Here is a 23,112-nt window from a genome sequence, read left to right as displayed (position 1 = left end):
CCCGGCCATGTCGTTTTGGCCCAAAGTGGTCGCGGTCTACGGCGCGGTGCTTGCCACCGCCGCCCTCGTGTCTGGTGCCTGTCAGTGGGACTACGCCACCACGGCGTTCCGCTGTGACCCCAGCAACCCCGATTGCCCCGACTCCGGCGGCGGCCCCTACCAGTGCTGCTCGGACGATCCTGCCGCCCTCGATCTCGGCGATCTCTCAGCCTTCGTGGCGCCGTCCTACGCCGGCGGTGGCGGTACCGGAACGCCGCTGTTCTCGGGCAACAACAACTCGCTCAGCCGCTCGGGCTTTTGCGTGGAGGCGGTCCCCGGGCTGATCGAAGAGGGCGCCGCTGGCTGCCCGATCCCCTGCAACCCGACCTGGGGCAGCGACGACCTGGCTGCGGTCTGCGGTGGCGCCAAGTGCTGCCAGACCGTCGAGCTCGAGGCTGAGGACTGCGCCCTCGATCCGACCTTGGGTGACTCGGGCTGCTACCGCCCGGTGACCGGCGTCGACATCATGGGCTTCGGTGGCGCCGACGCGACCAACTGGAGCGGCTCGGCCCACGCCACCCACCAGGACCCCAACGGCGCAGGGTGCATCACCTTCGCCCAGGGCGACGAGGCCATTCAGGGCGCCTGCTTCCGGCGGCTGTCCGTCGCCGACCAGCGCGGCTTTTGTCAGAACGTCGAGGTCTGCCCCCTCACCCAGCCGGGCTACATCGACGCGTGCTCGGCCCGGAACGCGGCCGAAGGCCTGTCGGGCTGCTGAACTCGACTCAAACGACTCCCCTTCACTGCGCTATGCGCGCATGCTTCGTCGTACCCTCGATGAGGCCACAGATCAGACACGCGAAAACCGCGCCGGCCCTTGCCCGCGCGGTCTTCGCTCATTCGTGGCCATCCTTTAAAGGGCCGCTCCCGTCCATGCCCAGATCGGGGTTGACAGCACCACGGCCCGGACGCATCGATTCGGCCCGGTCGACCCCTCGAACAAAGAGGCCGGCCCGACGGATGGCGTAGTCTGCGCAGTGCGCACGGACGCCTCCTCCCCGACGCCGCACTTCACGCAGCGTGAAAGCTGAGCTCCATGGCCAAGAAAGCCGCCAAGAAAACCGCCAAGAAGGCGGCCAAGAAGAAGACGACCGCCAAAAAGAAGGTCGCCAAGAAGAAGACGACCGCCAAAAAGAAGGTCGCCAAGAAGAAGACGACCGCCAAAAAGAAGGTCGCCAAGAAGAAGACGACCGCCAAAAAGAAGGTCGCCAAGAAGAAGGTCGCCAAGAAGAAGGTCGCCAAGAAGAAGGCGACCGCCAAGAAGAAGACGGCCAAGAAGAAGACGGCCAAGAAGAAGACCGCGGCCAAGAAGAAGACCGCGACCAAGAAGAAAGCCGCCAAGAAGAAGTCGACGGCCAAGGCCACGGTCAAGACCGTGCGCGCCGCACCGGGCAAGTCCCAGGCCGAGGGCAAGCAGCTGGTCATCGTCGAGAGCCCCGCGAAGGCCAAGACCATCAACAAGTACCTGGGTGAGGACTTCGTCGTCCGCGCGTCCGTCGGTCACATCCGTGACCTGCCCAGCCGGGCCCCCCGCGGCACCAAGCAGCCCGTCCCCGGGGTCGACCTCGAGAACGACTTCCGGCCGACCTACGAGATCCTCAGCGAGAAGACCAAGACCGTCGCCGAGCTCAAGCGCGACGCGAAGGCGGCCTCCGACATCTGGTTCGCCACGGACCTCGACCGCGAGGGAGAGGCCATCGCCTGGCACCTCGCCGAGATCCTCGACGTCGAGGCCTCCGTGGCCAAGCGCGTGGTGTTCAACGCGATCACCAAAGAGGAGATCAAGCGCGCCTTCTCCAAGCCCCGGGCCATCGACGTCGACCGCGTCAACGCCCAGCAGGCCCGGCGCATCCTCGACCGCATCGTCGGCTACCAGGCCTCGCCGCTGCTGTGGAAGAAGGTCGCCCGCGGCCTGTCCGCGGGGCGCGTGCAGTCCGTGGCCGTGCGCCTGGTCGTCGAGCGCGAGCGCGAGATCGAGGCCCACGTCCCCGACGAGACCTGGAAGATCGACGTGCGCCTGGCCAGCGAGGTCGACGCGGCCCCCGGCCTCGCCGGCGCGTGGGACGAGTTCATCGCCCAGGTCGACGACAAGGGGCGCGGCCCCAACAAGCGCCGCCAAAACGCGTGGCTGGCCGAGCACGGCAGCGTGTTGACCGAGCTCTACGAGTACAAGGGCGCGCGCCTCAAGCTCGGCTGCTCGGCGGACGAGCCCCTCGATCTGACCAACCGGGTCATCGCCGTGGCCGAGGCCGTGGGCATGCGCAACGTCGAGGTCGACAGCGTCGAGGACCCCGAGGGCAAGGGCCCGGCGCGCTTCGTCCGGAGCGTCCGCGGCGAGCTCGACTTCTCGACCCGCTACACCGTCCGCAAGATCGAGACCCGCCAGACCAGCAGCAAGCCCTCGGCGCCCTTCATCACCTCGACCCTGCAGATGGCCGCGTCGAGCTCGCTGGGCTTCTCGGCCCAGCGGACCATGCGCCTGGCCCAGGACCTCTATGAAGGTGTCGAGCTCGCCGGCGAGGGCCAGGTCGCGCTCATCACCTACATGCGCACGGACTCGACGCACCTCAGCCCCGAGGCGATCAACTCCGTGCGCGAGTTCATCGACGGGCGCTACGGCAAGGCCTACCTGCCCGAGAAGGCCCGCAAGTTCTCCTCGACCAACAAGGACGCCCAGGAGGCCCACGAGGCCATCCGGCCCACGGACGTGAAGCTCGACCCCGAGCTGATCCGCGCGAAGATCAAGGGCCCCCGCGCCGAGGAGCAGTACAAGCTCTACAAGCTGATCTGGAGCCGCTTCGTGGGCTGCCAGATGAACCCGGCGCGCTGGGCCTCGACCTCCGTGCACCTGCACCGCAGCGACGTCGAGACCGGCGCGGTGCTCCGGGCCAGCGGACGCGTGCTCGCCTTCGACGGCTTTTACCGGGCCACCGGCGTGCCCACGGCCAGCGACGAGCAGACCCTGCCCAAGCTCGCCGAGGGCGACACCTACGCCCCCTTCCAGGTCACCCCCAAGCAAAAATTCTCGAGCCCGCCGCCGCGCTACAGCGAGGCCTCCCTGGTCAAGGCGCTCGAGTCCGAGGGCATCGGCCGACCCTCGACCTACGCGTCGATCATCCAGCTGGTCCAGTCGCGCAACTACGTCGAGCAGCGAGACCGCCGCTTCTACGCCTCGGACCTGGGCGAGGTCGTGACCGACAAGCTCATCGAGGCCTTCCCGGACCTCATGGACGTCGGCTACACGCGCCAGATGGAGCGCGAGCTCGACGAGATCGAGGGCCAAAACGTCGACTGGGTCGCGATGCTGCGGCGCTTTTACACCGCCTTCTCGAGCGCCCTCGAGGTCGCCCACGAGGGCATGGCCCACGCCAAGGCCGAGATCCAGCCGGCCCTCTACAAGTGCCCCAAGTGCGGCGCGCGGACCTGCTACCGCTTCGGCCGCAACGGCCGCTTCCTGTCGTGCACGGCCTACCCCGAGTGCGACTACGCGGCGCCCATCGACCGCAAGGGCCGGCCGCTGCTGCCCGAGCGCGTCGACATCGTCAGCCCCGAGGACGGCTCGAGCATGGAGCTCCGCAACGGCCGCTTCGGCAAGTTCCTGGCCTCGGAGAACTACGAGAAGGGCAGCTTCGTGCTCAACCTCGACCGCAAGGGGAACATCAAGTACCCGGCGATCCCCCCCCTGGTCATCGACGTCGAGGAGGGGATCCAGTGCGTCAAGTGTGACGCCCCGCTGAACCTGCGCCGGGGCGCCCGCGGACCGTGGCTGGGCTGCTCGCGCTTTCCCAAGTGTCGCGGTCGCCTGGCCTGGAAGACCCTCGACGAGGAGCTGCGCGCCGACCTCGAGGCCCGCCTCGAGGTCCACGAGGCCGCGAACCCGCGCCCCGAGATCAAGCGCCACGACGGCTCGATCATCCCCGAGGGCACGCCGGTCGAGAGCTTGCTGCTGCCGGGGGGCGTGGCCGAGCTCGAGATTCACCCCGAGGCCGAGGCCGAGCTCGCCCAGCGGATGGAGGCGCCCCTGCCCCCTCCGCCTCGGGTCAGCGCCTGACGAGACCCCCGAACCCAGCCCGCCGTTCTTGCGCGCGCCGGGCTGGGGTCACGTAGTCATTGCACATGGCTCGCGGAGGCGACCGGCGTAGCTTCTTCGCATGAGCCACGCCCGTCTTCCGATGTTCTGCGACCAGTGCGAGCAGACCGCCCACACCTCTGGCTGCGTCGACCGAGGCGTATGCGGCAAGTCCCCCGTCGTCGAGTCGCTGCAAAAGATCCTGCTCTACGCCCTCAAGGGCATGGCCGCCTACAAGGCCCACGCGCGCCGCCTGGGCCAGACCAACGCCGAGGTCGAGGCCTTCATCGAGGAGGCCCTGTTCGCGACCATGACCAACGTCAACTTCGACGCCGAGGCCCTGCTCGAGATGTGCCTCGAGTGCGGGCGCATGAACCTCGAGGTCATGCGCATGCTCAACGACGGGCACATCGAGTGCTTCGGCGAGCCCGCCCCGACCACGGTCGTGGAAGGCCTGCAGCGCGGGCCCGGCATCCTCGTGACCGGCCACGACATCATGGACCTGCACCAGATCCTCGAGCAGGTCGCCGCCAACCCGGCAGCGGTCGCGGCCGGGCTCAAGGTCTACACCCACGGCGAGCTGCTCCCGGCGCACATGTACGCCAAGCTCCGCGCCCACCCTCAGCTCGCCGGGCACTACGGCGGCGCGTGGCAAAAGCAGCGCCGCGAGTTCGACCGCTTCGCCGGGCCGATCGTCGCAACCACCAACTGCGTGCTGATCCCCAACGCCAGCAACGGCTACCTCGGCCGGCTGTGGACCCTGCGCCAGACCGGCGTGCCCGGCTCCCAGCGCGTCGTCGACGCAGACTTCGGCCCGGTCATCGAGCAGGCCATCGCGCTCGGCTCGCTCGTCCCCGAGGGCGAGGCGGAGCAGCTGCGCGAGACGGCGACGGGCCACCACTACACCGCCGTGCTCGCCCAGGCCCCGGCCATCCTCGACGCCGTGCGCGGCGGTCAGCTGCGCCACTTCTTCCTCATCGGCGGCTGCGACGGGGCCGAGATCGGGCGCAACTACTACTCGGACTTCGCCCAGGGCGCACCCCAGGACTCGGTCATCATGACCCTCGGCTGCGGCAAGTACCGCATCCGCGACCACGACTACGGCGAGGTCGCCGGGCTCCCGCGCCTCCTCGATCTGGGCCAGTGCAACGACAGCTACGGCGCCCTGCAGATCGCCATGGCCCTCGCCGACGCCCTCGACTGCGGCGTCAACGATCTGCCCCTGACCCTGGTGATCTCCTGGTTCGAGCAAAAGGCCGTGGCCGTGCTCTTGACCCTGCTGCACCTCGGCGTCCAGGGCATCCGCCTCGGACCCAAGCTGCCCGCCTTCGTCCACCCGGAGGTCCTGCAGATCCTCGTCGACCGCTACGGCATCCAGCCCATCGGCACCGACGGCCGGGCCGACGTCGAAGCCGTGCTCGCGGCCAGCTGAGGGTTCACCGCCACCTCCGCCTTCAACGCGGGGTCAGCTCGTCCAGTAGGGCCGAGCAGGCCTCGCGTAGAATCGTGTAGACCTCGGCGTAGCGCGCCGGGCCGCCGCCGATGGGGTCGGGCACGTCGAGGTCGCGGCCGCGCGCCCGCGGGTTGGCCACGGCGCGCAGCAGCCGGATCTGCGCCTCGTAGTTGGCCAGGGATCCAAAGGCCGAGGGCGCCGCGAGGCGCTCGAGGGTCGCGTAGTTGCTGCGATCCATGACCACGACGTGGTCGAAGCGGCTCAGGTCCTCGCGGAACAGCTGGCGCCCCTCCCCGCTCAAGGCGAAGCCGTGCTCGGCCGCGATCGCCCGGGACAGCTCGTGGGGCGGGCAGCCCTCGATGGCCTGGACCCCGGCGCTGTCGATCTCGAAGCGCTCGAGCACCCCGCGCTGTGTGGCGAGGTGACGAAACAGGCCCTCCGCCAGGGGCGAGCGGCACATGTTCGCGTGGCACACGAAGAGCACGCCGACGCGCGCCGGCTCGTCCGCCATGGCCTACTTGACCTCGTAGATCTTGCGCACGTCGGGGTCGTCGTGCAGGGGCGCGAACGCGGGCTCGACCCCGACCTTCTTCATGAGCTTCTTGTTGCCGCGCTTTTCGAGCTCGGCGAGGTGCTCCTTGGCCAGGTCGAGGTCGCCGGCGTAGGCGGACAGCTTGGCCAGGTTGTAGACCGGCTCGGCGTAGAGCTTGTGGGTGTCGCGGGACCAGGTGAAGAAGGCCTCGGCGCGCTCGCTCTCGCCCTTGGTCATCAGGGCCTCGCCGCGGGCGTTGCCGGCCTTGGCTGCGTCGAGCTTGCTGGCCCCCGCCGCGATCGCGTCGGCCAGGGCCTTCTTGGCGTCGCCGTCCTCGGTGTCGAGGCTCTTGGCGGCGTCGAACAGGCCAGCCACGACGTCCTCGCCGGTGTCTCCGGTTCCCCCGGTCTCCGCCGCCCCGCCGGTCTCCCCCGTCTCCCCGCCGGTCCCGGCCCCCGCCTCCCCGCCGGCCGTGTCTCCGCCAGCGCCCGTCTCCCCGCCGCCGGTGCCATCACCCGCGCCGGCCTCGGCTTGGACCTCGCCGCCCTCGGCGGGCGCTTTCGCGTCTCCGCCCTCGGCCTTGGCGTCCCTCGACTCGCCCTCCGCGGGCGCTTTCGCGTCGCCAGCCTCGGCCTTGGCGTCCGTCGACTCGCCCTCGGTCTTGCACGCGGGCGTGAGCACGAGGAGCAGGGGGAGGATGAACATGGAGGGAGCTGCGAAGCGCCGCATGGGCGAATGCTACCGACTGACAGTCCAACGCACCACCCGGCTCAGCGCCTCGACTGGACTTTGGACCACACGAAACATCCAGGCCCAGCGGTCGTGTTCGATGCGTCACTTCGCGCCTGTCACCGACGAAGGCAATGGCTGCCATCACATTCACGCAGTGCGCCGCCCCCCTCGACTGACGTACCCTGGAGCCCCTCATGCACCTCGCTGCACTACTGACCCTCGCAGTGTCGCCACCGGAGCTGCTCGTCGCAGGCCCCGAGGGCGACCTCCTCGGAGAAGCACAGGCGATCTTCGACGAATCCTGCACCTACTGCCACGACGCGAGCGACGACTACGTCAACCTCGAGGACGCCTCGGCCCTCGTCGGCCTCGCCTCGTCCACGGGCACGCCCTTCGTCGACCCGGGCAACCCCGGCGGCAGCTACCTCTACCTCAAGATGGTCGCCGCCGAGGGCATCGAGGGCGACAGCATGCCCCTGGGCGATGACCCCCTGCCCGCCGAGCAGCTCGCCGCGGTCCAAAACTGGATCGCCTCGCTGGCCCCCGCCGAGCCCGAGCCGACCGGTGAAGGCACCGGCGAGGGTGAAGGCGAAGGCAGCGGCGACGGTACCGGCGAAGGCACCGGCGAGGGCGAGGGCGAGGGCGAGACCAAGCCGCCCCCGGACAAGACCCCCCTGCCCCCGCCGCAGCCCAAGCGCAAGCCCAAGGCGCCCTTCTTCAGCACCCACCAGATCAACCTCCAGACCACGACGACGATGGGCAAGAAGGCCATCTCGTTCCGGATCCACCACCGCTTCGGGCGCGTGGGCGGCTTTGGGGATCGGACCTACCTCGGCATGGCCGGCGGCGCGGTCATGAGCATGGGGGCAGAGTACGGCATCATCGACGGCCTCGACGTCATGGCCCGGTGGACCAGCTCGCGCCTCGACTGGGAGATCGGCACCAAGTACGTGCCCGTCCGCCAGGAGGCCGGCGCGCCCCTGTCCTTCGGCATGTACGCCAGCTTCGAGGCCCTGACCCAGGCGCCGACCTCGGCCGCCAACCGGCTCACGGGCAACTTCCAGGTCATGGTCAGCCGGCTGTGGCTCGAGCGCTGGAGCACCCAGCTGACCGTCAACTACTCGCTGCTGACCAACCACTCGCCCACGGTGTTCGCCGACCTCGACGAGGACGGCACCGCCGAGCAGGTCACCGACGACCGCGGCACCCTCAACGTCGGCCTGGCGAGCACCATCTGGCTGGGCAAGAAGCGCAAGAACGGCATCGACCTCGAGTACGTCCTGCCCATCCCGGCCGGCGACACCTTCTACTACAACGGCGGCGACCAGGCCCCCGACGCCGGTCGGATCGGGTCGTGGGCCGTGGGCTGGTCGGCCAAGCGAGGCCTGCACGTGTTCCAGGTCATCGTGACCAATACGCGCAACATCCACACCAACCTCGCCGCACCCGGCGGCGACACGACCAACCCCTTCTCGCCCTTCGGCGACTTCTACTTTGGCTTCAACATCACCCGGAAGTGGAAGCTGTGATCATGACCGAGCACGCTGGAGCTCCCATGTCGACGTCCTCGCGCACCTTCCTCCCGACGGCGATCCTCGCCCTGGCTCTCACCCCCGCGCTGTGGGGCTGCGGCCTCGAGCCCATCGACGAGGGCGGCGACGAGGGCGGCGACGCCATCCCGGCCGCCGTGCAGCAGGCCTTTGACGAGTCCTGCGCCACGGCCTCGTCCTGCCACGCGACGGGCTCCGCCCTCGTGGTGCTCAGCGCCGGCGAGAGCGAGAACATCCTGTCCACCAACTCGGTCCAGACCGGCGAGCCCTACGTCTCCCTGGGCGAGGTCGGCGACTCGTACATCGCGACCAAGATCCTCTCGGGCGAGATGCCGCCGAGCGAGCAGAGCGCCAACGACAGCGTCAACACGGCGATCATCGTCGGCTGGATCGCGGGCGTTCAGGTCGAGGGCGAAGGCGGCGGGGACACGGGCGAGACCGACTCGGGCGAGGACACGACCGACACCGGCGAGACCGGCGGCGGCGACTGCTTCGTCGACAGCGTGTCCGACTCGCCGGTGTTCACCACCGACGTGTGGCCCACCCTCGAGGGCCGCTGCGCCCTGTCTGGCTGCCACGAGGCCCTCGCCCCCGCCATGCCCGACGCGGCCGGGGCCTACGCGAACCTCGTGGGCGTCGCAAGCGGCGCCGGCATCCCCTACGTCACCGTCGACTCCCCCGACGACAGCTACCTGTGGCACAAGGTCACGGGCACGCACATGTTCGTCGGCGGATTTGGCAGCCAGATGCCGATTGGCGGCGAGCTGTGCACCACGGAGGCCCAGGCCATCTATTCGTGGATCTTGCAGGGGGCCGTGGAGTAGACCTGTCGGGTGCTCCTCGAACGTGTGCGCGTCGTCGGCCTCGGTCCCTTCGAGGCCATCGAGCTCGACCTGTGTGAGCGCCCGGGTGAGCCCCGGGCGTTGACGGTCCTCGCTGGCGACGGCGGCACGGGCAAGAGCACCCTGCTCGCGGCGGTCTCGGCCACGCGGCCGGGCAACCATGTCGTGCAGACCTCGGTCTATCGCCGGCCGGGGACCAAGCCGCAGACCGTGTGCCACTGGCGGCTCGCGGCCGAGGATCCGGAGCGGCCCCACGCCCTGGTCGTGGCCACCCCGGGGACGAGCGCGGGCGCCGACGACAAGGCCGAGCAGCTGCGCCGCCGCGAGGTCGTGCACTTCGACCGCGAGCTCGCGGCCAAGGGCGGCTTCGCCTTCGTCGGCATCCCCGGCACGCGCCGCTTCCCCCGGGCCAACCTGGTCATCGGTGATCCGGCCCGGACCATCCTGCGCCAGGACACCCGCGGCGCCCCGGGCTTTCAGGACGCCAGCGGCGTCGACCTGACCCGGGCCGTGAAGCTCATCCTCGCCTACGCCAAGCTGTCGAGCGCCCTCGCCGGCGACCGACGGGGCGAGGCCGGGGCCGACCCGCGCAGCCTCGGCGCCGCCATCGATGCCGGCATGGGCGAGCTGCTCGCCCCCGTCGGCCACCTCTACCGCGGCCTCGACCCGCGCACCTTCGAGCCCCGCTTCGAGACCCCCACCGGCGAGCTCCTGCCCTTCGACGCCCTCGCCATGCAGGTCCGCCAGCTCGTGGCCATCGTCGCCCTGAGCACCCACCAGCTGTGGGTCGCCCACCGCGGCGCCGACCCCCGCGAGTGCGAGGGCGTGGTGCTCATCGACGACGTCGACCTGCACCTGTCGACCGGCACTCAGCTCGAGCTCCTGCCCCGCCTGCGCCGGGTCCTGCCCCGGGTCCAGTGGGTGGTCAGCACCAACAGCCCCGTGCTCGCCCACTCCGTCAGCGTGGGTGAGCTGGTGACCCTGCGCCGCGACGCCGAGTCGGCGCGGATCCAGGCCTACGAGGGCGAGCTGTCCCTGACGCATTAGCGCCGGCCCAGCCGAGCTCCAAATCACGGCAGTTTCACCCGACCCCGGCGACGGGGTAGAGTCTCGGAATGAGCGGCCGCTCAGCCAACGACCCCCAGGGCGCAGACGAACGCCAGTACCACATCGGGCTGCGCCCCGGAGACGTCGCGCCGGCCATCTTGCTCGTCGGGGATCCCAAGCGCGCCAAGCGGGTCGCCGAGGGCTTCTTCGACGACTACGGCGACCCGATCACCGAGCGCGAGTTCGTGACCTACACCGGCACCTACCGCGGGATGCCGATGAGCGTGATGGGCACGGGCATGAGCGCCGCGAACACCGAGATCGCGGTCATCGAGCTATGCCAGCTGTTCGAGGACGCGAGCTCCGTGGCGATCATCCGGGCCGGCAGCTGCGGGGCGCTCCAGGCCAACATCGGCCTCGGCGACCTGGTCATCACCCAGGCCGCGCACCGCCTCGAGGAGACCTCCCTGGCCTTCGTGACCCCGGGCTACCCCGCCGTCGCGCACCCCGAGGTCGTGCTCGCCCTCGCCTGGGCCTGCGAGGACACGGGCGCTGCGCACCACCTCGGGATCACGGCGACGGCCGCGGGCTTTTACGGCGCCCAGGGCCGCAACATCCCCGGCTTCCCCTCGCGGGTCCCGGCCATCGAGGCCGAGCTCCAGCGCATGGGCATCAGCAACCTCGAGATGGAGGCCTCGACCCTCCTGACCCTCTCGACCTTGCGCGGCTTCCGGGCCGGCGCAGTCTGTGCCGTCTACGCCAACCGCGTCGACAACACCTTCATCGCCGACGCGGACAAGTCCGCCGCCGAAAAGCGCTGCATCCAGGCGGGCCTCGAGGGGCTGCTGAAGCTCTCGAGCCTCGCCCACGCCCGCGGGGACCGACCCTGCTGGCACCCCGGCCTGGGCCTCGTTTGAGCCCTCCTGCGCGGGCCGGCCTTGAGGAGGGCCGGGCGGCGCAGTATCATGGACGGCCTCTGCGCTGTGGCGCGGAGTCCATGGAGTCCAAGACTCCCGTCAACCGCCCGGTGCGACCTGCGCCGGGCGTCGCATTTCGAACGACCATGACCCAACGATTTCCCATGACGCCCGCTGGGCTGCAGAAGCTCCGGGACGAGCTGCGCAACATCAAAGAGGTCCAGCGCCCGCAGAACGTCGCTGACATCGAGACCGCCCTCGGCCATGGCGACCTGCGCGAGAACGCGGAGTACCACGCGGCCAAGGAGCGCCAGGCCGAGCTCGCCGCGCGCATGGCCTACCTCGAGAGCCACATCTCCCTGGCCCAGGTCATCGACCCCGCCGAGATGAACTCGAACAAGGTGGCCTTTGGTGCCACCGTGACCTTGATGGACGCGGACACCGAGGAGGAGGTCGTCTACTGCCTCGTCGGCGAGGACGAGACCAACGTCAAGGCCGGCAAGATCTCGATCACGGCGCCCATCGCTCGGGCGCTCCTGGGTAAAGAGGCCGGCGACGACGCGACCGTGCGCTTGCCCAAGGGCACCCGGGACTTCGAGATCATCAACGTCGAGTACAAAGCCGTCGACTGATGCTCGCCCACTTCGACCTCGACGCTCTACGCGCTCGCGCCGCTGCTGGCCGCGCCCGCGCCCCTGGCCTCGTCCGCGCCGCTGCGCTCCTCGCCCTCGGCCTCGCCCCCGGCGTGTCGACTGCCGGCTGCAAGGGCCAAACCGGCGAGTCGTGCCGGTGCGCCAGCGACTGCCAAGATGGGCTCGTGTGCGTGGTCGAAAACGACGTGCTCGCGCCAGGCGAGTGCGCCATCGACCTCGAGGTTGGTTTCTGCGCCGACGACGACTCCTTGCCCGGGGACAACGTCATCTTCGACATGCCGCTGTTCGACGACATGCCCAGCAAGCGGGACATCGGCGACGGCGGCGAGGATGAGACCGAGTCGACGGACACCGAGACCGAGTCGACGGACACCGAGACCGACACGGGCACCGAGACCGATACCGGCACCGGCACCGATACCGACACCGATACCGGCACCGACACCGATACCGGCACCGACACCGATACCGGCATGGACACCGACACCGGCACCGACACCGGCACGGACACCGACACCGGCACGGACACCGACACCGGCACCGACACCGACACCGGCACCGACACCGACACCGGCACCGACACCACCGGCTGAGGAGGGCGACGCGTGGCTGGCTCGGAGGGAACGCCTGGACACTGGCTGTGGCGCCTCGACGCCGCCGACTGGATCGCCTCGGCCCGACGCGAGGTCGAGCACGGCCAGCGTCGAGAGGACGCGCGCCGTGCCGCGGTGACCCATGCCCGGCGCGCCGGCGGCATGGCCCTCAACGGCGTGCTCGTGGCCCTCGGCGGCCGACCCGAGCTCGGCTGGGACCGCCCGCGCTGCGAGACCGCGTGGGGCCGCAGCTACATCGACCACCTCCGCCGCGTCGCCGCCTCCGACCCGAGCGCGGAGCAGAGCGAGCTCGACCCGAGCCTCGCCGCCCTGCTCGCCGAGCTCGCCGAGCCCGCGCGGGAGCTCCTGGGCATCTCCGTCATGCCCCCCCAGGGCATGGTCGCCCTGTCCCAGCTCTCGCGCCGCCGAGACCCCGCGGCCGGCGAGGCCCTCGATCGCGCGCGCGCGATCGTCGAGGCCTGCGCGCGCTTTGCCCTACCCGACGGGCCCGCCTGAGCTCGGCGACTGGCTTCGCGCTACATTGGCGAAAGCGAGGGTAATCCCTCGCGTTGCCCCACCCGAGCCCATCGCTCCAGGCCCCACCATGACTTTTGTTCGCCTCCCGCCCTTCCTCGCCCTGTCCTTCACCCTCTCCCTCGCGAGCCTGAGCGCCTGCCAGCAAGCGGAGTTCGAAGACGACGAGGGCGGCAACGGGGGCAGCGACGAGCAGGGCGACCAGGGGGATCAGGGCGACCAGGGCGACCAGGGGTCGTCCAGCGAGTCCAGCGGCGGCGAGCCGACCCTCAACTGCGACCCGGGCGACGAGATGCCCTGCCCCGAGGACCAAAAGTGCACGGTCGTCTCGACCCAGGGCGGCGTCCCGGTCTACGACTGCGTCACCGACGACGGGAGCAAGCTGCCCTTCGACCCGTGCACGCCCGCTCCGGGGTCGGGCCAGGACGAGTGCCCCGCCGGCACGGCCTGCATCCCCAGCGAGCCCGACGGCGAGAGCGGCCTGTGCCTCGAGCTGTGCCTCGCCGACGACGACTGCGAGACCTCGCTGTGCACCGAGATGCCTGGCCAGGTCGTGCCGATCTGCGCGCCGATCTGCGACCCCCTCGGGCCGCTGTGCCCCGACCCGCAGACCTGCCAGCGCGTGCGCAACTCGGCCTTCGTGTGCCGCTTCCCCACGGAGAGCGACATCGGGACCACGGCCGAGGTCTGCGACATCGTGACCGACAGCGGCTGCGCCGAGGGCTTCGTGTGCGAGACCGGGCAGATCATCCCCGGGTGCTCCGACCCGAGCTGCTGCACCCCGCTGTGCGACACCTCGGGCGCCGACAGCTGCCAGTCGCCGATGAGCTGCAACGAGCTGCCCCTCGATCCCCTCCCGGGCCTCGAGAACGTGGGCGCCTGCTACATCCCGCAGTGAGCGGGTGCTCGCTTCGCCTCAAGGCAAGGCGTCGATCAGGGCCGCGCAGCTGTCGGCTGCGCGCTCGCTCCCGGCTTCGGGCGGCTGGGCCTCGCCCTCACTCACGCTCCACACGCCAGCCAGAGCCGCCAACGACCCGGGCACGGCCTCGCCGCGGGCCTCGGGCAAGCGCGGCGCCGGCAACAGGTGGATGGCCCCGTCGCCGCAGTCGTGGGGCGCCAGGGCGTAGGCCGGGCCGATGCGTGTGTGGTCGGCGACGGAGGGGATGCCGTGCCAGGTCGGCGCGTGCACCAAGACGCCGTCGACGAGCCACGCGACGTAGACCTGCACCGGCATCTCGCTCTCGTGGCCGCGCTCGCGCAGCAAGAGCACTGGGCCCAGGTCGGTGGTCCAGCCCTCGAGCTCGCAGCGGGCGAGGGTCTCCCCGCACGCGGGCGGAGCCGTACCGGCGCCCAAGTCCAGGACCTCGGCCTCGAGGCCCTGGAGGTTCAACCGCGCGCCCTCCCCTTCGCCGCCGGCCTCGAGCTCGACGCTGACCGGGCAGCCCTCGCCCTCGAAGGACAACACGGCGGCCTCGGGCGAGGCCGAGCAGCGCCGCCCGGACTCGAGCCCCTGGCTCGGCCCGCGCGACGCTCCCTCGGCCCCCTCGCCGCCGCTGGTCTGGGCGACGCAGGCCAAGGCACACGCGAACACCCCCAGCGCGAGCCGGAGGTGTCGAGGCGAAGGTGCGGTCAGGTCCACGGAGCGGACTTCCGGGCGCGGGTCAGCCCGAGGGCGGACGCGGGGCTCACTGGGGGACGATCTGGACCGAGAGCGCCGCGCCCTGGCCCGTCGCCGCCTCGTTCGAGCCCGGGAGCGTCGAGATCCGCCAGATCTGCTGGTTGTCGCCGTTGCGACCGCTCAGCCCCGAGGCCTGGAGCTCGACCAGCGGGTTGCAGCCCGCCATCTCCTCCGTGGGCAGCGGGCCGACGTGCAGCTCGCGGTAGGCCAGCGTGCTCGGATCGTTGATCTGATAGGTGACGCGCAAGGTGTAGACGTTGGTGTTCTCGATCAGCGTCTGGGTGATCTCCTCGACCTCGCAGTCGGGGATGTCGTCGTAGCCCGTGCACAGCCGCTCGGCCCACTCGTCGAACACGGCGCCGCCGTCCGGGCCGTCCTGCTGCTGCTCGGGGCTGACGTTGAGGTACCAGTCGCGCAGGCACTCGCCGTAGTTGACGGTGGCGACGACCCGGGTGGTCCCCGCGAACACGGTGGCGTCGTTCGCCGGCGCCATCTCCACGCGGATGGTGCCGAAGTTCTCGGGCTCCGGCTCCTTGCATCCGTTGATGGAGACGATGCCGCACAGCGCAGCACCCACGATCAAAGTCGACTTCCAGGCCCTCATTTGTGGGGCAGTGTGGCAGAGCCTGCGCCTCCCAGGCAAGCACTCCAGGACCGCGAAGGGCACGGGCGAGCCCGCTTTCCTGGGGCCTGAGCCGTGGGCGTGGGCGACGAGGGAGAGCGAGGCCCTCGAGCCGTCACGCAACTCGCGCAGCTCGAGAGCCCTCCGACTTTTTCGATCGCTGCCCAGCGTGAAAGCCCGGACACGGCGGTCCAAAGATGCGACTGGCGCGGCGTGCCCGCTGCGGCCTCCCTGCAACACCCACCCCGCAGCGACGCCGACGAACGCCGAATGGCCCCAAATAGCCGAATTCGTGATTCTGTAGCGGTTTTGCGACACCTGCGGCTGTGATGGCGGTCACCGGGTGGAGGGGGCCCCACGTGTATCCTCGCCACGCATTTCGCGCACCCCGCGCCTGTTTGGGTCGCGCGCGAGGCCGAGGACTGCCATGACCGCCATGCTCGACGACGCCACCTCCACGACCCGCGCCAGCCGAGCAGGGACTGCGCGCCCGAGCACCCCCGCGGACACCCGGCTCAGCCCCCTCGAGGCCGCCATCGCCCGCAGCCGAGGCTGGTGCCAGGAGTGGTGGGCGCGGATCCACGGGCCCACGCCCTGGCTCGTGGCGGTCCCGGACATCGGGCCGACCTGCGAGGTGCTCCTGGCCGACGCCCTGTTCCACGATCTGTCCGACGAAGAGCGCGAGGGCATGCTGGCGTGGGTCCGGGCCGAGCAGCACGAGGACGGAGGCTGGCGCAACCTCGACGGCGAGCTCGACCTGTCCCTGACCTGCCTCGGCTACTGGGCGCGCATCCAGGGCGGCGAGGATCCGCAGACGCCCGCGCTGGTCCGCGCCCTGCGGCTCATCCACGAGCTCGGCGGCGCGCGCAAGGCCAACCTGACCGTGCGCCTGTGGCTCGCCCTGGCCGACACGGTGCCGTGGTCGTGGATCCCCGCGGTCCCGGCCGAGCTCTACCTGCTCCCCGAGTTCCTGCCCCTGTCGCCCGCGCGCCTGTCCCCGTGGGCGCGGCAGATGGTCAACGCCTTCCACCTGATGGCCGAGTCGAAGGCGCGCATCCACCTCTACCCGGCGCGCGAGCTCCTGCTGCTCCGCGACGGCGAGCTGATCCCCCCGCGGCTGACCTCGCCGGGCCTCGCCGGCGACATGCTCCAGGCCTTCGACCAGAGCATCAAGCTGACCCGCGCCCTGCCCCGCGGCGTCGTGCACCGCCGCTCCCTCAACCAGGCGATGATCTGGCTCGAGGGCAGCCAGCAGCGCCACGGCGGGTGGTTCTCGGCCCGGCCCACCCTCTACAGCCTGCTCGCCCTGCGCGTCGCCGGGGCCCACTCCAACGACCCTCGCCTGGTCCGCGGCCTGGCCTACCTGCGCCGCGCTCGGGGCCAGGTCGAGGCCGGCGGCGCCGTGCACCTCGCCCAGGGGCTCAGCGATCGTCCCCTGGCCAAGGTCGCGCGCCTGGGCCGGGTGGTGAACCTCGAGCAGGACGACCACGAGACCGGCGAAGCCCTGCGCACCCGCGTGCTCGCGGCCGAGCTCGCCCACGCCGGCCCCTGGCAGCGCCGCGCCGACGCCCCCGTGGGCGGCTGGCCCAACGAAGAGCGCGGCCATCGGCACCTCGACCTGCGGGCGACCTGCTCCGTGCTCGCGACCTTGCGCAGCGAGCCCGCGCGCACCCCCGCGGTCCGTGCCAGCTTGCGCCGCGCCGCCGAGGTGCTCTTGGCCATGCAAGAGCGCGACGGCAGCTTCGCCCGCTTCGAGCGCGGCGAGTCCGACGTGCCCCTGTCGCGGCTGCCGTGGCGGGACGCCGACCAGCTCAACCTCGGCGCGCCCCGGGACAGCGGCAAGGTCGTGCTCACGGCCATGGTCATCCGCGAGCTCGCCAGCCTCGGCTGGCGGCGCGAGGACGACCGGGTGGCCCGGGGCCTCGACTGGCTGTTCAACGCCTTCGAGCACGAGGCCCACGGCTGGAGCGTCTCGACCCTCGCCGGCGTCGTGCGGGCCTTCGCCGCCCAGCTCCCGCCCACGGACGAGCGCCGGGCCGCCGCCGAGCAGGCCCTGCGCAAGCGCCAGTGGGAAGACGGCAGCTTCGGCGACGAGCTGTCCACCGCGCGCGCGCTGATCACCTTGCTCGAGCTCCAGCCCCGCGGGGTGCCCTGCGTCCAGTGCGAGCGCGCCGCTCGGCAGCTGGTCGGGCGCGTGGGCCTGCTCGCCCGCGAGCGCGCCAGCGTCCCCGGGGCGAGCTTCTCGGCGCCGCTGCCCGGCTACGGCCTGTCCCCGCGCCTGCGCGATCCGGGCGCGGGCGTCCGCGACCTCCACCTCGCGCTGGTCCGCTTCGCCGAGCGCACCCGCAAGCCCAAGTCCAAGCCGACCGAGCCCGCCAACCGTGATGCCACGCTCCGCGACTGATCCCGCCCCCGCCTCTGCCCCGAGCTCCGAGACCGACTTCGCCGCGCGCTACGACGTCATCATCGTCGGCGCCGGCGTGGCCGGATGCGCCCTCGCCCAGGCCCTCGCCCAGGCCGACGTCGAGGGGCGCCGCTCGATCCTCGTGCTCGATCTGCACCGTGAGGTCTCGCCGCGCTTCTCCGGCGAGTTCATCCACCCCCGGGGCGCCACGGTCCTCGACGCCCTCGGCTTCATGCCCGCGCTGCTCGAGGCCGGCGCCGTCGAGGTCGACGGCTTCGTCGTCCGCGAGCACGCCGACACCGACGAGCCCGTGCGCCTCGACTACGCCTCCGTGCCCAACGAGCGCGCCCGCGGGGTCTCGGTCCACCACAAGCGCCTGGTCCGGTGCATGCGCCAGCTCGCCGCCGAGAACCCCCAGGTCAGCCTGCGCACGCCCTGGCGCGTCACGGACGTGCTCACCCAGCCGGCCAAGGCCCGCAACGCCCGCGACGCCCGTATCTGGGGCGTCGTCGCCAAGGGCCCTGGCGGGCGCGTGGTCGAGCTGCGCGCCGACCTGGTCGTCGCCGCCGACGGCAAGGCCAGCAGCGTGCGCAAGTTCGCCGGCATCCCCGACGCGCGCCGCAACCTCGGCTTCACCGCGGGCCTCGAGGTCGCCGACGCGGCCCAGTCCAACCCGCTGCACGCCAACGTCTACCTCGGCGGCCCCGGGCCCATGCTCTGCTACCCGATCATCCGGGAGGCCGACGGCACCCTGGTCTCGCGGCTGACCTTCGACCTGCCCAAGGACCTGCCCGCCAAGGGCCGGGAGCTCGCGCCCTACCTGCTCGAGACCTTCGTGCCCCACCTGCCCGAGCGCCTCGCCGGCCAGGTCGCCGCCGCGCTCGAGGCCCAGGCCGCCCTCGGGCCCGTCGAGATGGCGCCGACCTTCGACCTGCCCGCTCCGCCCGCGACGGCCCCGGGCCTGGCCCTGGTCGGCGACGCGGCCGGCTGCTCCCACCCGATCACCGCCAGCGGCATGACCATGGGCTTGCTCGACGCCCACTACCTCGCCCTCGAGGCGAGCCGGCGGGCGTCCGTGGCCGCGGACGAGGCGTGGCTCGACGATCGGGCCCTGCGCAACTTCCGGGTCGAGCACGAGCGCTACGTGCCCACGCGCCAGGCCCTCGCCGACGCGATCTTCGAGGCCTTCCGCGGCGAGGACAACGGCGCCCGGGGGATCCGCCGGGCCCTGTTCCACTACTGGCGCAGCGGCGAGCGCCAGCGCGTCCGCTCCCTCGCGCTGCTGTCTTGCGCCGAGCGGCGGCCCCACGTGTTCCTGAGCGAGTACCTCAAGACCGCCCGCCACGTCGTCGGCTCGAACATGACCCCGCGCCACGCCGAGCACTTCCCGGTCCGCGATCGCCTGCGCCAGGTCCACGGCGCCGTCGGGCTGGCGGGGACCAAGGTCGGCCTGGTCGCGAGCGTCGCCTGGTCGCAGCTGCGACCGACCTGGCTCACGGCTTGACCTGCCGCGATCAGGCCGATCCAAACACGACATTTGATTCGGGGTCGAATGTCCCGAGGGATCGCCGAACGCGACATTGGAAGCGCTCCCTCGGTCCGACCACGCGAGCGCGCCAACGCGCTTCAGCACGCTTCAAGCGACGTTTTCCAGGCAATTTGGACTACTGGCGCTCGAGCCTGTGTCGTTTCGCGCTCGCCGCTTTGGTGCCGATCGTCGTCACTTTGCGCTGACGCGAATTGGCAGTCGCCCAATAATTGGCACATTGCAGATTCGCCTTCTTCGACCCGCGTCGCGAATCATTCGAGTTTTCACGATCCTCCCCGTGGCCCAGCTCGTGCAACACCGGGATCCGTGCCCACGCCGCCACTGGGCTGGCAGGCTGAGCTACGTCGACGAGGCTACCGAAACAACCTCTCGGCGCTGGCTTGGCTCGAGCTCGCCATCGAGGTCGCGCGCGCCGAAGTCTCGGGCTTCCGCGCCGCGCTCCGAGACGTCGTGCCGAGCCGCGCCCTCCGCCTGCACCAGGAGCCTGAGCGCTGCGGCGAGCAGCTGAGCCCGGAGGCCGAGGCGCTCGCGCTCGCCGAGGGCCGGCCTTCGCTCACCCTCGACCTCGAGCTCGCGACGATGGCCTTCGCCAGCGAGCTCTTTTTAACCCGCGAGCCGCCGCGCTGGCTCCTGCACCGCACCTTCCCCGGCGCCTGCCTGCTCCGCCTCGACGACGGGAGCCCTGTGCTGCGCGCCCACGCGAGCGCGGGGCTGTCGGGGATGCACCTCGCGTACATGCTCGCGGTCCTCGACTACGCGCGGCTTCAGCTGGGAGACGCCGACGCGGGCGGGGCCGACCCGAGCGCCCTCGTCGCTTCGGATCTCGCCGTCCCCATCCTCCGCGCGTTTGCTCCTACTCCCACCGCGCCGCGACGCGCCCCGGCCTCCCAGCTGCGCGACGCTCGTCGGGGAGCCCTCGCCGTCCTCGACGCCCACGGCCGGGGATCGCTGCCGAGCCGGGCCAAGCTCGGCCCGGCCCTGGCCGAGTTCGCCCAGCTCGCCCAGCTGCGGCGCTTTGGCTAGCAACCACGCAAAGAGGCAGCTCTGGAGAGCTGCCTCGTTGTTGCATCGGATCGCTGGAAGGCTCAGCTGGCGACGGCGGCGACGAGTCGGCCGTCGAGCTCGTAGGCCTTGCCGCAGTTGTCGCACACGCGGTCGCTAAAGGCCCAGACGTGGGCGGCCGTGATCGTGGCCATGCCGCCGGGGACGATGATGGGCAAGATCGTGATGATGCCCGGGCCGAGCATGATGCCGGCGAACACCGTGGCCATGGACAGAATCCACGCGACGAGGACCACGGTCCAGCGAACGATGGGACTCGGACCGGGGGTGACCTTGGCTTTGCAGTGCGGGCAGTTCATGGCGCGTACCGAAGGCTGCCTACCACCTGCCCCTAGGGCTGTCAATCGCGCTACGACCGGCAAAAACAGCGTTCACTTCCATCGATTGGCTACACTCAGAAGGTGCACGAGATCGCTCGCTACCAGCGTGAGTTGCCCGTCTCCCTCGAGCGCATGTTCGAGAACGCCTTGGACTGGGAGCACTTGCCGCACCTGCACGCGAGCAGCTTCGCCGACCTCACTCTCCTCGACCGCGACAGCCGGCGCTGGCGGGCGGAAGTCCTGCTCCAACCCGCCGCCCTGGGCCTGCGCCAGACCATCGAGCTGACCCTCGACGCGGCCAGCGGCGTGTGGATCACGCGCGTGCTCGCGGGCTTCTGTGCGGGCATGGCGATCCACACCCAGGCGCGGGCTCTGGGCGAACGCCGCATCGAGGTCGACGTCCGCTTTCAGACGCCCCGGCGTCGCCCCGTGCGCGCTCGCCTCTACGGCCCGGTCTTGGTCGGGACCTACCGCCGGCTCTACGACGAGGACGAGGCGATGATGGTCGAGCGCCAGGGCGCCCTCGATCGCGTCCGCGCCAGCGCCAAGGCCCGAGCCCAGGCCCAGCGGAGCGCCGAGGGCCGAGCCCTCGGCTCGCGCGGCGCGGTCCTGGACCCGAGCTTTCGCTTCGAACGGGGCGGCGTCCGCTTTCGGGTCACCGAGCTCGACGGGGCCCTCCAGGCCTTCTCGACGACCTGCCCCCACCTCCTCGGCCCCCTCGACGACGCCCCGGTCCGGGACGGTCGGGTGCGCTGCCCGTGGCACGGCTACTGCTTCGACCTGCGCACCGGCAAGGATGAGGCCCACGGACTGCGCCTGGCTCGGGCACCCCGCCTCGAGGAGCGCGAGGGCGCGGTCTGGGCCGTGGCCGCGCGCTCAAACCGATCGGCGCTCTAGCAGACCCGCGCGCAATCTCACTCCATCTTCTGTCCGGAACTCGCTCCAGGACCTCGGTTCGGCCACCCCGGCCCGCGTGACCGCCGAGCGTCCGGGCCCGAGACCTGCCGTGGAGCCCACAGCGCCGACTCGTCGAAAGCCGCCGACAACGGGCCCTCACGCCCCGATGTTTCCAGGGGATCCGTCCCTCGGTGGGGTAGGTCGAGGCGCACTTTCGTTGACACGCGCCGTCGCCCCCCCGTAGGCTCGGCGAGTGAGCCAGATTCGGGTTCTCGTGGTCGACGACGACCCCTGGATTCTCCGCATGGTCTCTTCGAGCCTGGAGAAGAAAGGTACATACAGCGTCGAGACCGCTCGCGACGGTCAACAGGCCCTGCAAAAGGCCATGGCTGCGCGCCCCGACATCATCATCTCCGACGTGATGATGCCGGTGATGGATGGTTGGGCGCTGGCCCAGGCCCTGCGCGCCGACCCCAACCTCGCGGACCTGCCGATCTTGTTCCTCACCGCCCTGGGCAAGGATGAGGATCGGCTCCGGGCCATGGGCCTGCAGCCGGACGACTACGTCTCGAAGCCCTTCCGCTTCGACGAGCTCGAGCGGCGCATCCTCAAGGCCCTGTCCAAGCGCGGCGGCGACTCGCCCTACGGCCAACCCGGAAGCTCCACGCCGGCACCCGGCGGCTTCGGTGGCGGCCCCACGCCCGCCGCCTACCCCGGCGCGCCCGGAGGTGGCCTGCCTGGCGGACCTGGGGGTGGTTTTGGGGGCGGCCCCGCGCCGGGCTACGGACGCCAGCCCTTCGGCAACTCGGGCTTTGGCAACCGCGGCTTTGGTCCCATGCCCGGCGGCCAAGGAGGCGGCTACCCCCCGCAGCAGCAGGGCTATCCCCCGCAGCACGGCGGCTACCCCCCGCAACAGCAAGGCTACCCCCCGCAGCAGCAGGGCTACCCCCCGCAGCAGCAGGGCTATCCCCCGCAGCAGCAGGGCTACCCTCCGCAGCAGCAAGGCTACCCCCCGCAGCAACAGCAAGGCTACGGAGCCGACCCCAACCAGGGCTACCAGCCCGGTGGACCCGGCGGCTTTGGACCTCCCGGCCAGCCCCCCGCGCCCCACGGAGCGCCCCCCGCCCAGGAGATCCCCGCCGCCACCCCACCCCCGGTGGCGCCCGAGGAGAGCACCCCGGCGTCGCGCGAGCACCCCGGAAGCGGGAGCGCGGGCTCCTTCTCAGGCGCGATGAAGCGCACCGGCCTGTCCGGACGCCTCGAGCAGCTGGGCCTGTCGAGCCTGCTCGTGATGATGGAGATGGAGCGCAAGGACGGCGTCCTCCAGATCCAGCGCGCCGAGGACAAGATGGTCGGCCGGATCTTCCTGCGCTCGGGCCAAGTCATCCAGTCGCGCATCGAGAAGGACGACGACGACCGCGACGGTCGAGAGAGCGTCTACTTCATGCTGACCTGGACCAAGGGCCGCTTCCACTTCACCGTCATGGACGTGGAGATGGAAGACCAGGTCCAGACCTCGACGACGAGCCTGCTCATGGAGGGCGCGCGGCTCATCGACGAAGCCAACCGCTGACACCGCCGGCACCCTGCGTCGGCCCCCCTTCGCTCGAAATCGGCCC

General features: G+C 71.1%; 21 protein-coding genes. 16 read left to right on the top strand and 5 right to left on the bottom strand.

The genetic code is table 11. The features are described 5' to 3' along the window. The first annotated feature begins 7 nt into the window (after positions 1-7). From PPSIR1_RS21445 to hcp, 3 genes are all read left to right on the top strand, one after another. Positions 8-757, top strand: coding sequence for a hypothetical protein (locus tag PPSIR1_RS21445; protein ID WP_157595797.1), 750 nt, complete (start codon positions 8-10; stop codon positions 755-757). Between the two features lie 657 nt (positions 758-1,414). Then, positions 1,415-4,090 carry a topoisomerase DNA-binding C4 zinc finger domain-containing protein gene (locus PPSIR1_RS50275; RefSeq protein ID WP_006973248.1) on the top strand — a complete coding sequence of 892 codons (2,676 nt, stop codon included), beginning with the start codon at positions 1,415-1,417 and terminating at the stop codon, positions 4,088-4,090. Between the two features lie 121 nt (positions 4,091-4,211). Further along, entirely contained in the window at positions 4,212-5,540 is a 1,329-nt protein-coding gene (hcp, locus tag PPSIR1_RS21430; RefSeq protein ID WP_006973247.1) for a hydroxylamine reductase, read from the top strand. Between the two features lie 22 nt (positions 5,541-5,562). On the opposite strand, the gene PPSIR1_RS21425 is transcribed toward hcp, so the two are convergent. Together PPSIR1_RS21425 and PPSIR1_RS21420 are read right to left on the bottom strand one after the other, a co-directional pair. Further along, the gene (locus tag PPSIR1_RS21425) at positions 5,563-6,072 is read right to left on the bottom strand and encodes a low molecular weight protein-tyrosine-phosphatase (protein WP_006973246.1); all 510 of its coding nucleotides are present in this window, start codon (positions 6,070-6,072) and stop codon (positions 5,563-5,565) included. Positions 6,073-6,075: 3 nt separating this feature from the next. Beyond that, positions 6,076-6,822, bottom strand: coding sequence for a hypothetical protein (locus PPSIR1_RS21420; RefSeq protein WP_006973245.1), 747 nt, complete (start codon positions 6,820-6,822; stop codon positions 6,076-6,078). 197 nt (positions 6,823-7,019) lie between these two features. On the opposite strand from PPSIR1_RS21420, the gene PPSIR1_RS49475 reads away from it, so the two are divergent. From PPSIR1_RS49475 to PPSIR1_RS21380, 8 genes are all read left to right on the top strand, one after another. Further along, positions 7,020-8,354 (top strand): DUF5777 family beta-barrel protein, encoded by a 1,335-nt coding sequence (locus PPSIR1_RS49475; RefSeq protein ID WP_198154574.1) that lies wholly within the window; start codon positions 7,020-7,022, stop codon positions 8,352-8,354. 26 nt (positions 8,355-8,380) lie between these two features. Further along, positions 8,381-9,199 carry a hypothetical protein gene (locus PPSIR1_RS21410; protein WP_157595795.1) on the top strand — a complete coding sequence of 273 codons (819 nt, stop codon included), beginning with the start codon at positions 8,381-8,383 and terminating at the stop codon, positions 9,197-9,199. A gap of 9 nt (positions 9,200-9,208) precedes the next feature. After that, on the top strand, positions 9,209-10,264 hold the full coding sequence (locus PPSIR1_RS21405) for an AAA family ATPase (protein WP_157595794.1): 1,056 nt from the start codon (positions 9,209-9,211) through the stop codon (positions 10,262-10,264). A gap of 68 nt (positions 10,265-10,332) precedes the next feature. Beyond that, positions 10,333-11,181, top strand: coding sequence for a nucleoside phosphorylase (locus PPSIR1_RS21400; protein WP_006973241.1), 849 nt, complete (start codon positions 10,333-10,335; stop codon positions 11,179-11,181). 146 nt (positions 11,182-11,327) lie between these two features. Continuing rightward, positions 11,328-11,813 (top strand): transcription elongation factor GreA, encoded by a 486-nt coding sequence (greA, locus tag PPSIR1_RS21395; protein ID WP_045116475.1) that lies wholly within the window; start codon positions 11,328-11,330, stop codon positions 11,811-11,813. Next, positions 11,813-12,427, top strand: a complete 615-nt coding sequence (locus PPSIR1_RS49470; protein ID WP_006973239.1) for a hypothetical protein — start codon at positions 11,813-11,815, stop codon at positions 12,425-12,427. Before greA ends, PPSIR1_RS49470 begins: the two co-directional genes overlap by 1 nt. Positions 12,428-12,439: 12 nt before the next feature. Beyond that, on the top strand, positions 12,440-12,943 hold the full coding sequence (locus PPSIR1_RS21385; protein ID WP_006973238.1) for a hypothetical protein: 504 nt from the start codon (positions 12,440-12,442) through the stop codon (positions 12,941-12,943). 88 nt (positions 12,944-13,031) lie between these two features. After that, positions 13,032-13,859 (top strand): hypothetical protein, encoded by an 828-nt coding sequence (locus PPSIR1_RS21380; protein ID WP_006973237.1) that lies wholly within the window; start codon positions 13,032-13,034, stop codon positions 13,857-13,859. An 18-nt stretch (positions 13,860-13,877) separates the two neighbouring features. Here the strand turns inward: PPSIR1_RS21380 and PPSIR1_RS21375 are convergent, their stop codons facing one another. Beyond that, a complete protein-coding gene (locus PPSIR1_RS21375; RefSeq protein WP_157595793.1) occupies positions 13,878-14,600 on the bottom strand; it encodes a hypothetical protein in 723 nt (240 codons plus the stop codon). Positions 14,601-14,646: 46 nt separating this feature from the next. After that, a complete protein-coding gene (locus tag PPSIR1_RS21370) occupies positions 14,647-15,216 on the bottom strand; it encodes a hypothetical protein (RefSeq protein ID WP_157595792.1) in 570 nt (189 codons plus the stop codon). A 472-nt stretch (positions 15,217-15,688) separates the two neighbouring features. Between PPSIR1_RS21370 and PPSIR1_RS21365 the strand changes: the two genes are divergently transcribed. The 3 genes from PPSIR1_RS21365 to PPSIR1_RS21355 all read left to right on the top strand — a co-directional run bounded on the left by PPSIR1_RS21365 (position 15,689) and on the right by PPSIR1_RS21355 (position 20,237). Continuing rightward, complete coding sequence (locus tag PPSIR1_RS21365) at positions 15,689-17,665, top strand: prenyltransferase/squalene oxidase repeat-containing protein (RefSeq protein WP_006973234.1); 1,977 nt, start codon at positions 15,689-15,691, stop codon at positions 17,663-17,665. Continuing rightward, positions 17,646-19,169 (top strand): FAD-dependent monooxygenase, encoded by a 1,524-nt coding sequence (locus PPSIR1_RS21360; RefSeq protein ID WP_006973233.1) that lies wholly within the window; start codon positions 17,646-17,648, stop codon positions 19,167-19,169. The genes PPSIR1_RS21365 and PPSIR1_RS21360 overlap by 20 nt, the downstream gene beginning before the upstream one ends. A 351-nt stretch (positions 19,170-19,520) precedes the next feature. After that, complete coding sequence (locus PPSIR1_RS21355; protein ID WP_006973232.1) at positions 19,521-20,237, top strand: hypothetical protein; 717 nt, start codon at positions 19,521-19,523, stop codon at positions 20,235-20,237. Between the two features lie 62 nt (positions 20,238-20,299). On the opposite strand, the gene PPSIR1_RS21350 is transcribed toward PPSIR1_RS21355, so the two are convergent. Then, positions 20,300-20,575, bottom strand: a complete 276-nt coding sequence (locus PPSIR1_RS21350) for a hypothetical protein (protein WP_006973231.1) — start codon at positions 20,573-20,575, stop codon at positions 20,300-20,302. A 102-nt stretch (positions 20,576-20,677) separates the two neighbouring features. Between PPSIR1_RS21350 and PPSIR1_RS48115 the strand changes: the two genes are divergently transcribed. Both PPSIR1_RS48115 and PPSIR1_RS21340 read left to right on the top strand, forming a co-directional pair. Continuing rightward, positions 20,678-21,493 (top strand): Rieske (2Fe-2S) protein, encoded by an 816-nt coding sequence (locus tag PPSIR1_RS48115; RefSeq protein WP_006973230.1) that lies wholly within the window; start codon positions 20,678-20,680, stop codon positions 21,491-21,493. A 253-nt stretch (positions 21,494-21,746) separates the two neighbouring features. Next, positions 21,747-23,066 carry a response regulator gene (locus tag PPSIR1_RS21340; RefSeq protein WP_157595791.1) on the top strand — a complete coding sequence of 440 codons (1,320 nt, stop codon included), beginning with the start codon at positions 21,747-21,749 and terminating at the stop codon, positions 23,064-23,066. The last annotated feature ends 46 nt before the right edge of the window (positions 23,067-23,112 follow it).

Origin of the sequence: Plesiocystis pacifica SIR-1, assembly GCF_000170895.1 — a bacterium.
GTDB classification, from domain to species: Bacteria; Myxococcota_A; Polyangia; order Nannocystales; family Nannocystaceae; genus Plesiocystis; species Plesiocystis pacifica.
Note: the sequence above shows the minus strand (reverse complement) of the source record. Positions and strands in the feature narration are given on the sequence as shown.

Excerpts from the sequence above, each read along its gene's own strand:
- PPSIR1_RS21445 (WP_157595797.1), top strand. The coding sequence starts at position 8 with ATGTCGTTTTGGCCCAAAGTGGTCGCGGTCTACGGCGCGGTGCTTGCC.
- hcp (WP_006973247.1), top strand. The coding sequence starts at position 4,212 with ATGTTCTGCGACCAGTGCGAGCAGACCGCCCACACCTCTGGCTGCGTC.
- PPSIR1_RS21425 (WP_006973246.1), bottom strand. The coding sequence starts at position 6,072 with ATGGCGGACGAGCCGGCGCGCGTCGGCGTGCTCTTCGTGTGCCACGCG.
- PPSIR1_RS21420 (WP_006973245.1), bottom strand. The coding sequence starts at position 6,822 with ATGCGGCGCTTCGCAGCTCCCTCCATGTTCATCCTCCCCCTGCTCCTC.
- PPSIR1_RS49475 (WP_198154574.1), top strand. The coding sequence starts at position 7,020 with ATGCACCTCGCTGCACTACTGACCCTCGCAGTGTCGCCACCGGAGCTG.
- PPSIR1_RS21410 (WP_157595795.1), top strand. The coding sequence starts at position 8,381 with ATGTCGACGTCCTCGCGCACCTTCCTCCCGACGGCGATCCTCGCCCTG.
- PPSIR1_RS21400 (WP_006973241.1), top strand. The coding sequence starts at position 10,333 with ATGAGCGGCCGCTCAGCCAACGACCCCCAGGGCGCAGACGAACGCCAG.
- greA (WP_045116475.1), top strand. The coding sequence starts at position 11,328 with ATGACCCAACGATTTCCCATGACGCCCGCTGGGCTGCAGAAGCTCCGG.
- PPSIR1_RS49470 (WP_006973239.1), top strand. The coding sequence starts at position 11,813 with ATGCTCGCCCACTTCGACCTCGACGCTCTACGCGCTCGCGCCGCTGCT.
- PPSIR1_RS21380 (WP_006973237.1), top strand. The coding sequence starts at position 13,032 with ATGACTTTTGTTCGCCTCCCGCCCTTCCTCGCCCTGTCCTTCACCCTC.
- PPSIR1_RS21365 (WP_006973234.1), top strand. The coding sequence starts at position 15,689 with ATGACCGCCATGCTCGACGACGCCACCTCCACGACCCGCGCCAGCCGA.
- PPSIR1_RS21360 (WP_006973233.1), top strand. The coding sequence starts at position 17,646 with ATGCCACGCTCCGCGACTGATCCCGCCCCCGCCTCTGCCCCGAGCTCC.
- PPSIR1_RS21350 (WP_006973231.1), bottom strand. The coding sequence starts at position 20,575 with ATGAACTGCCCGCACTGCAAAGCCAAGGTCACCCCCGGTCCGAGTCCC.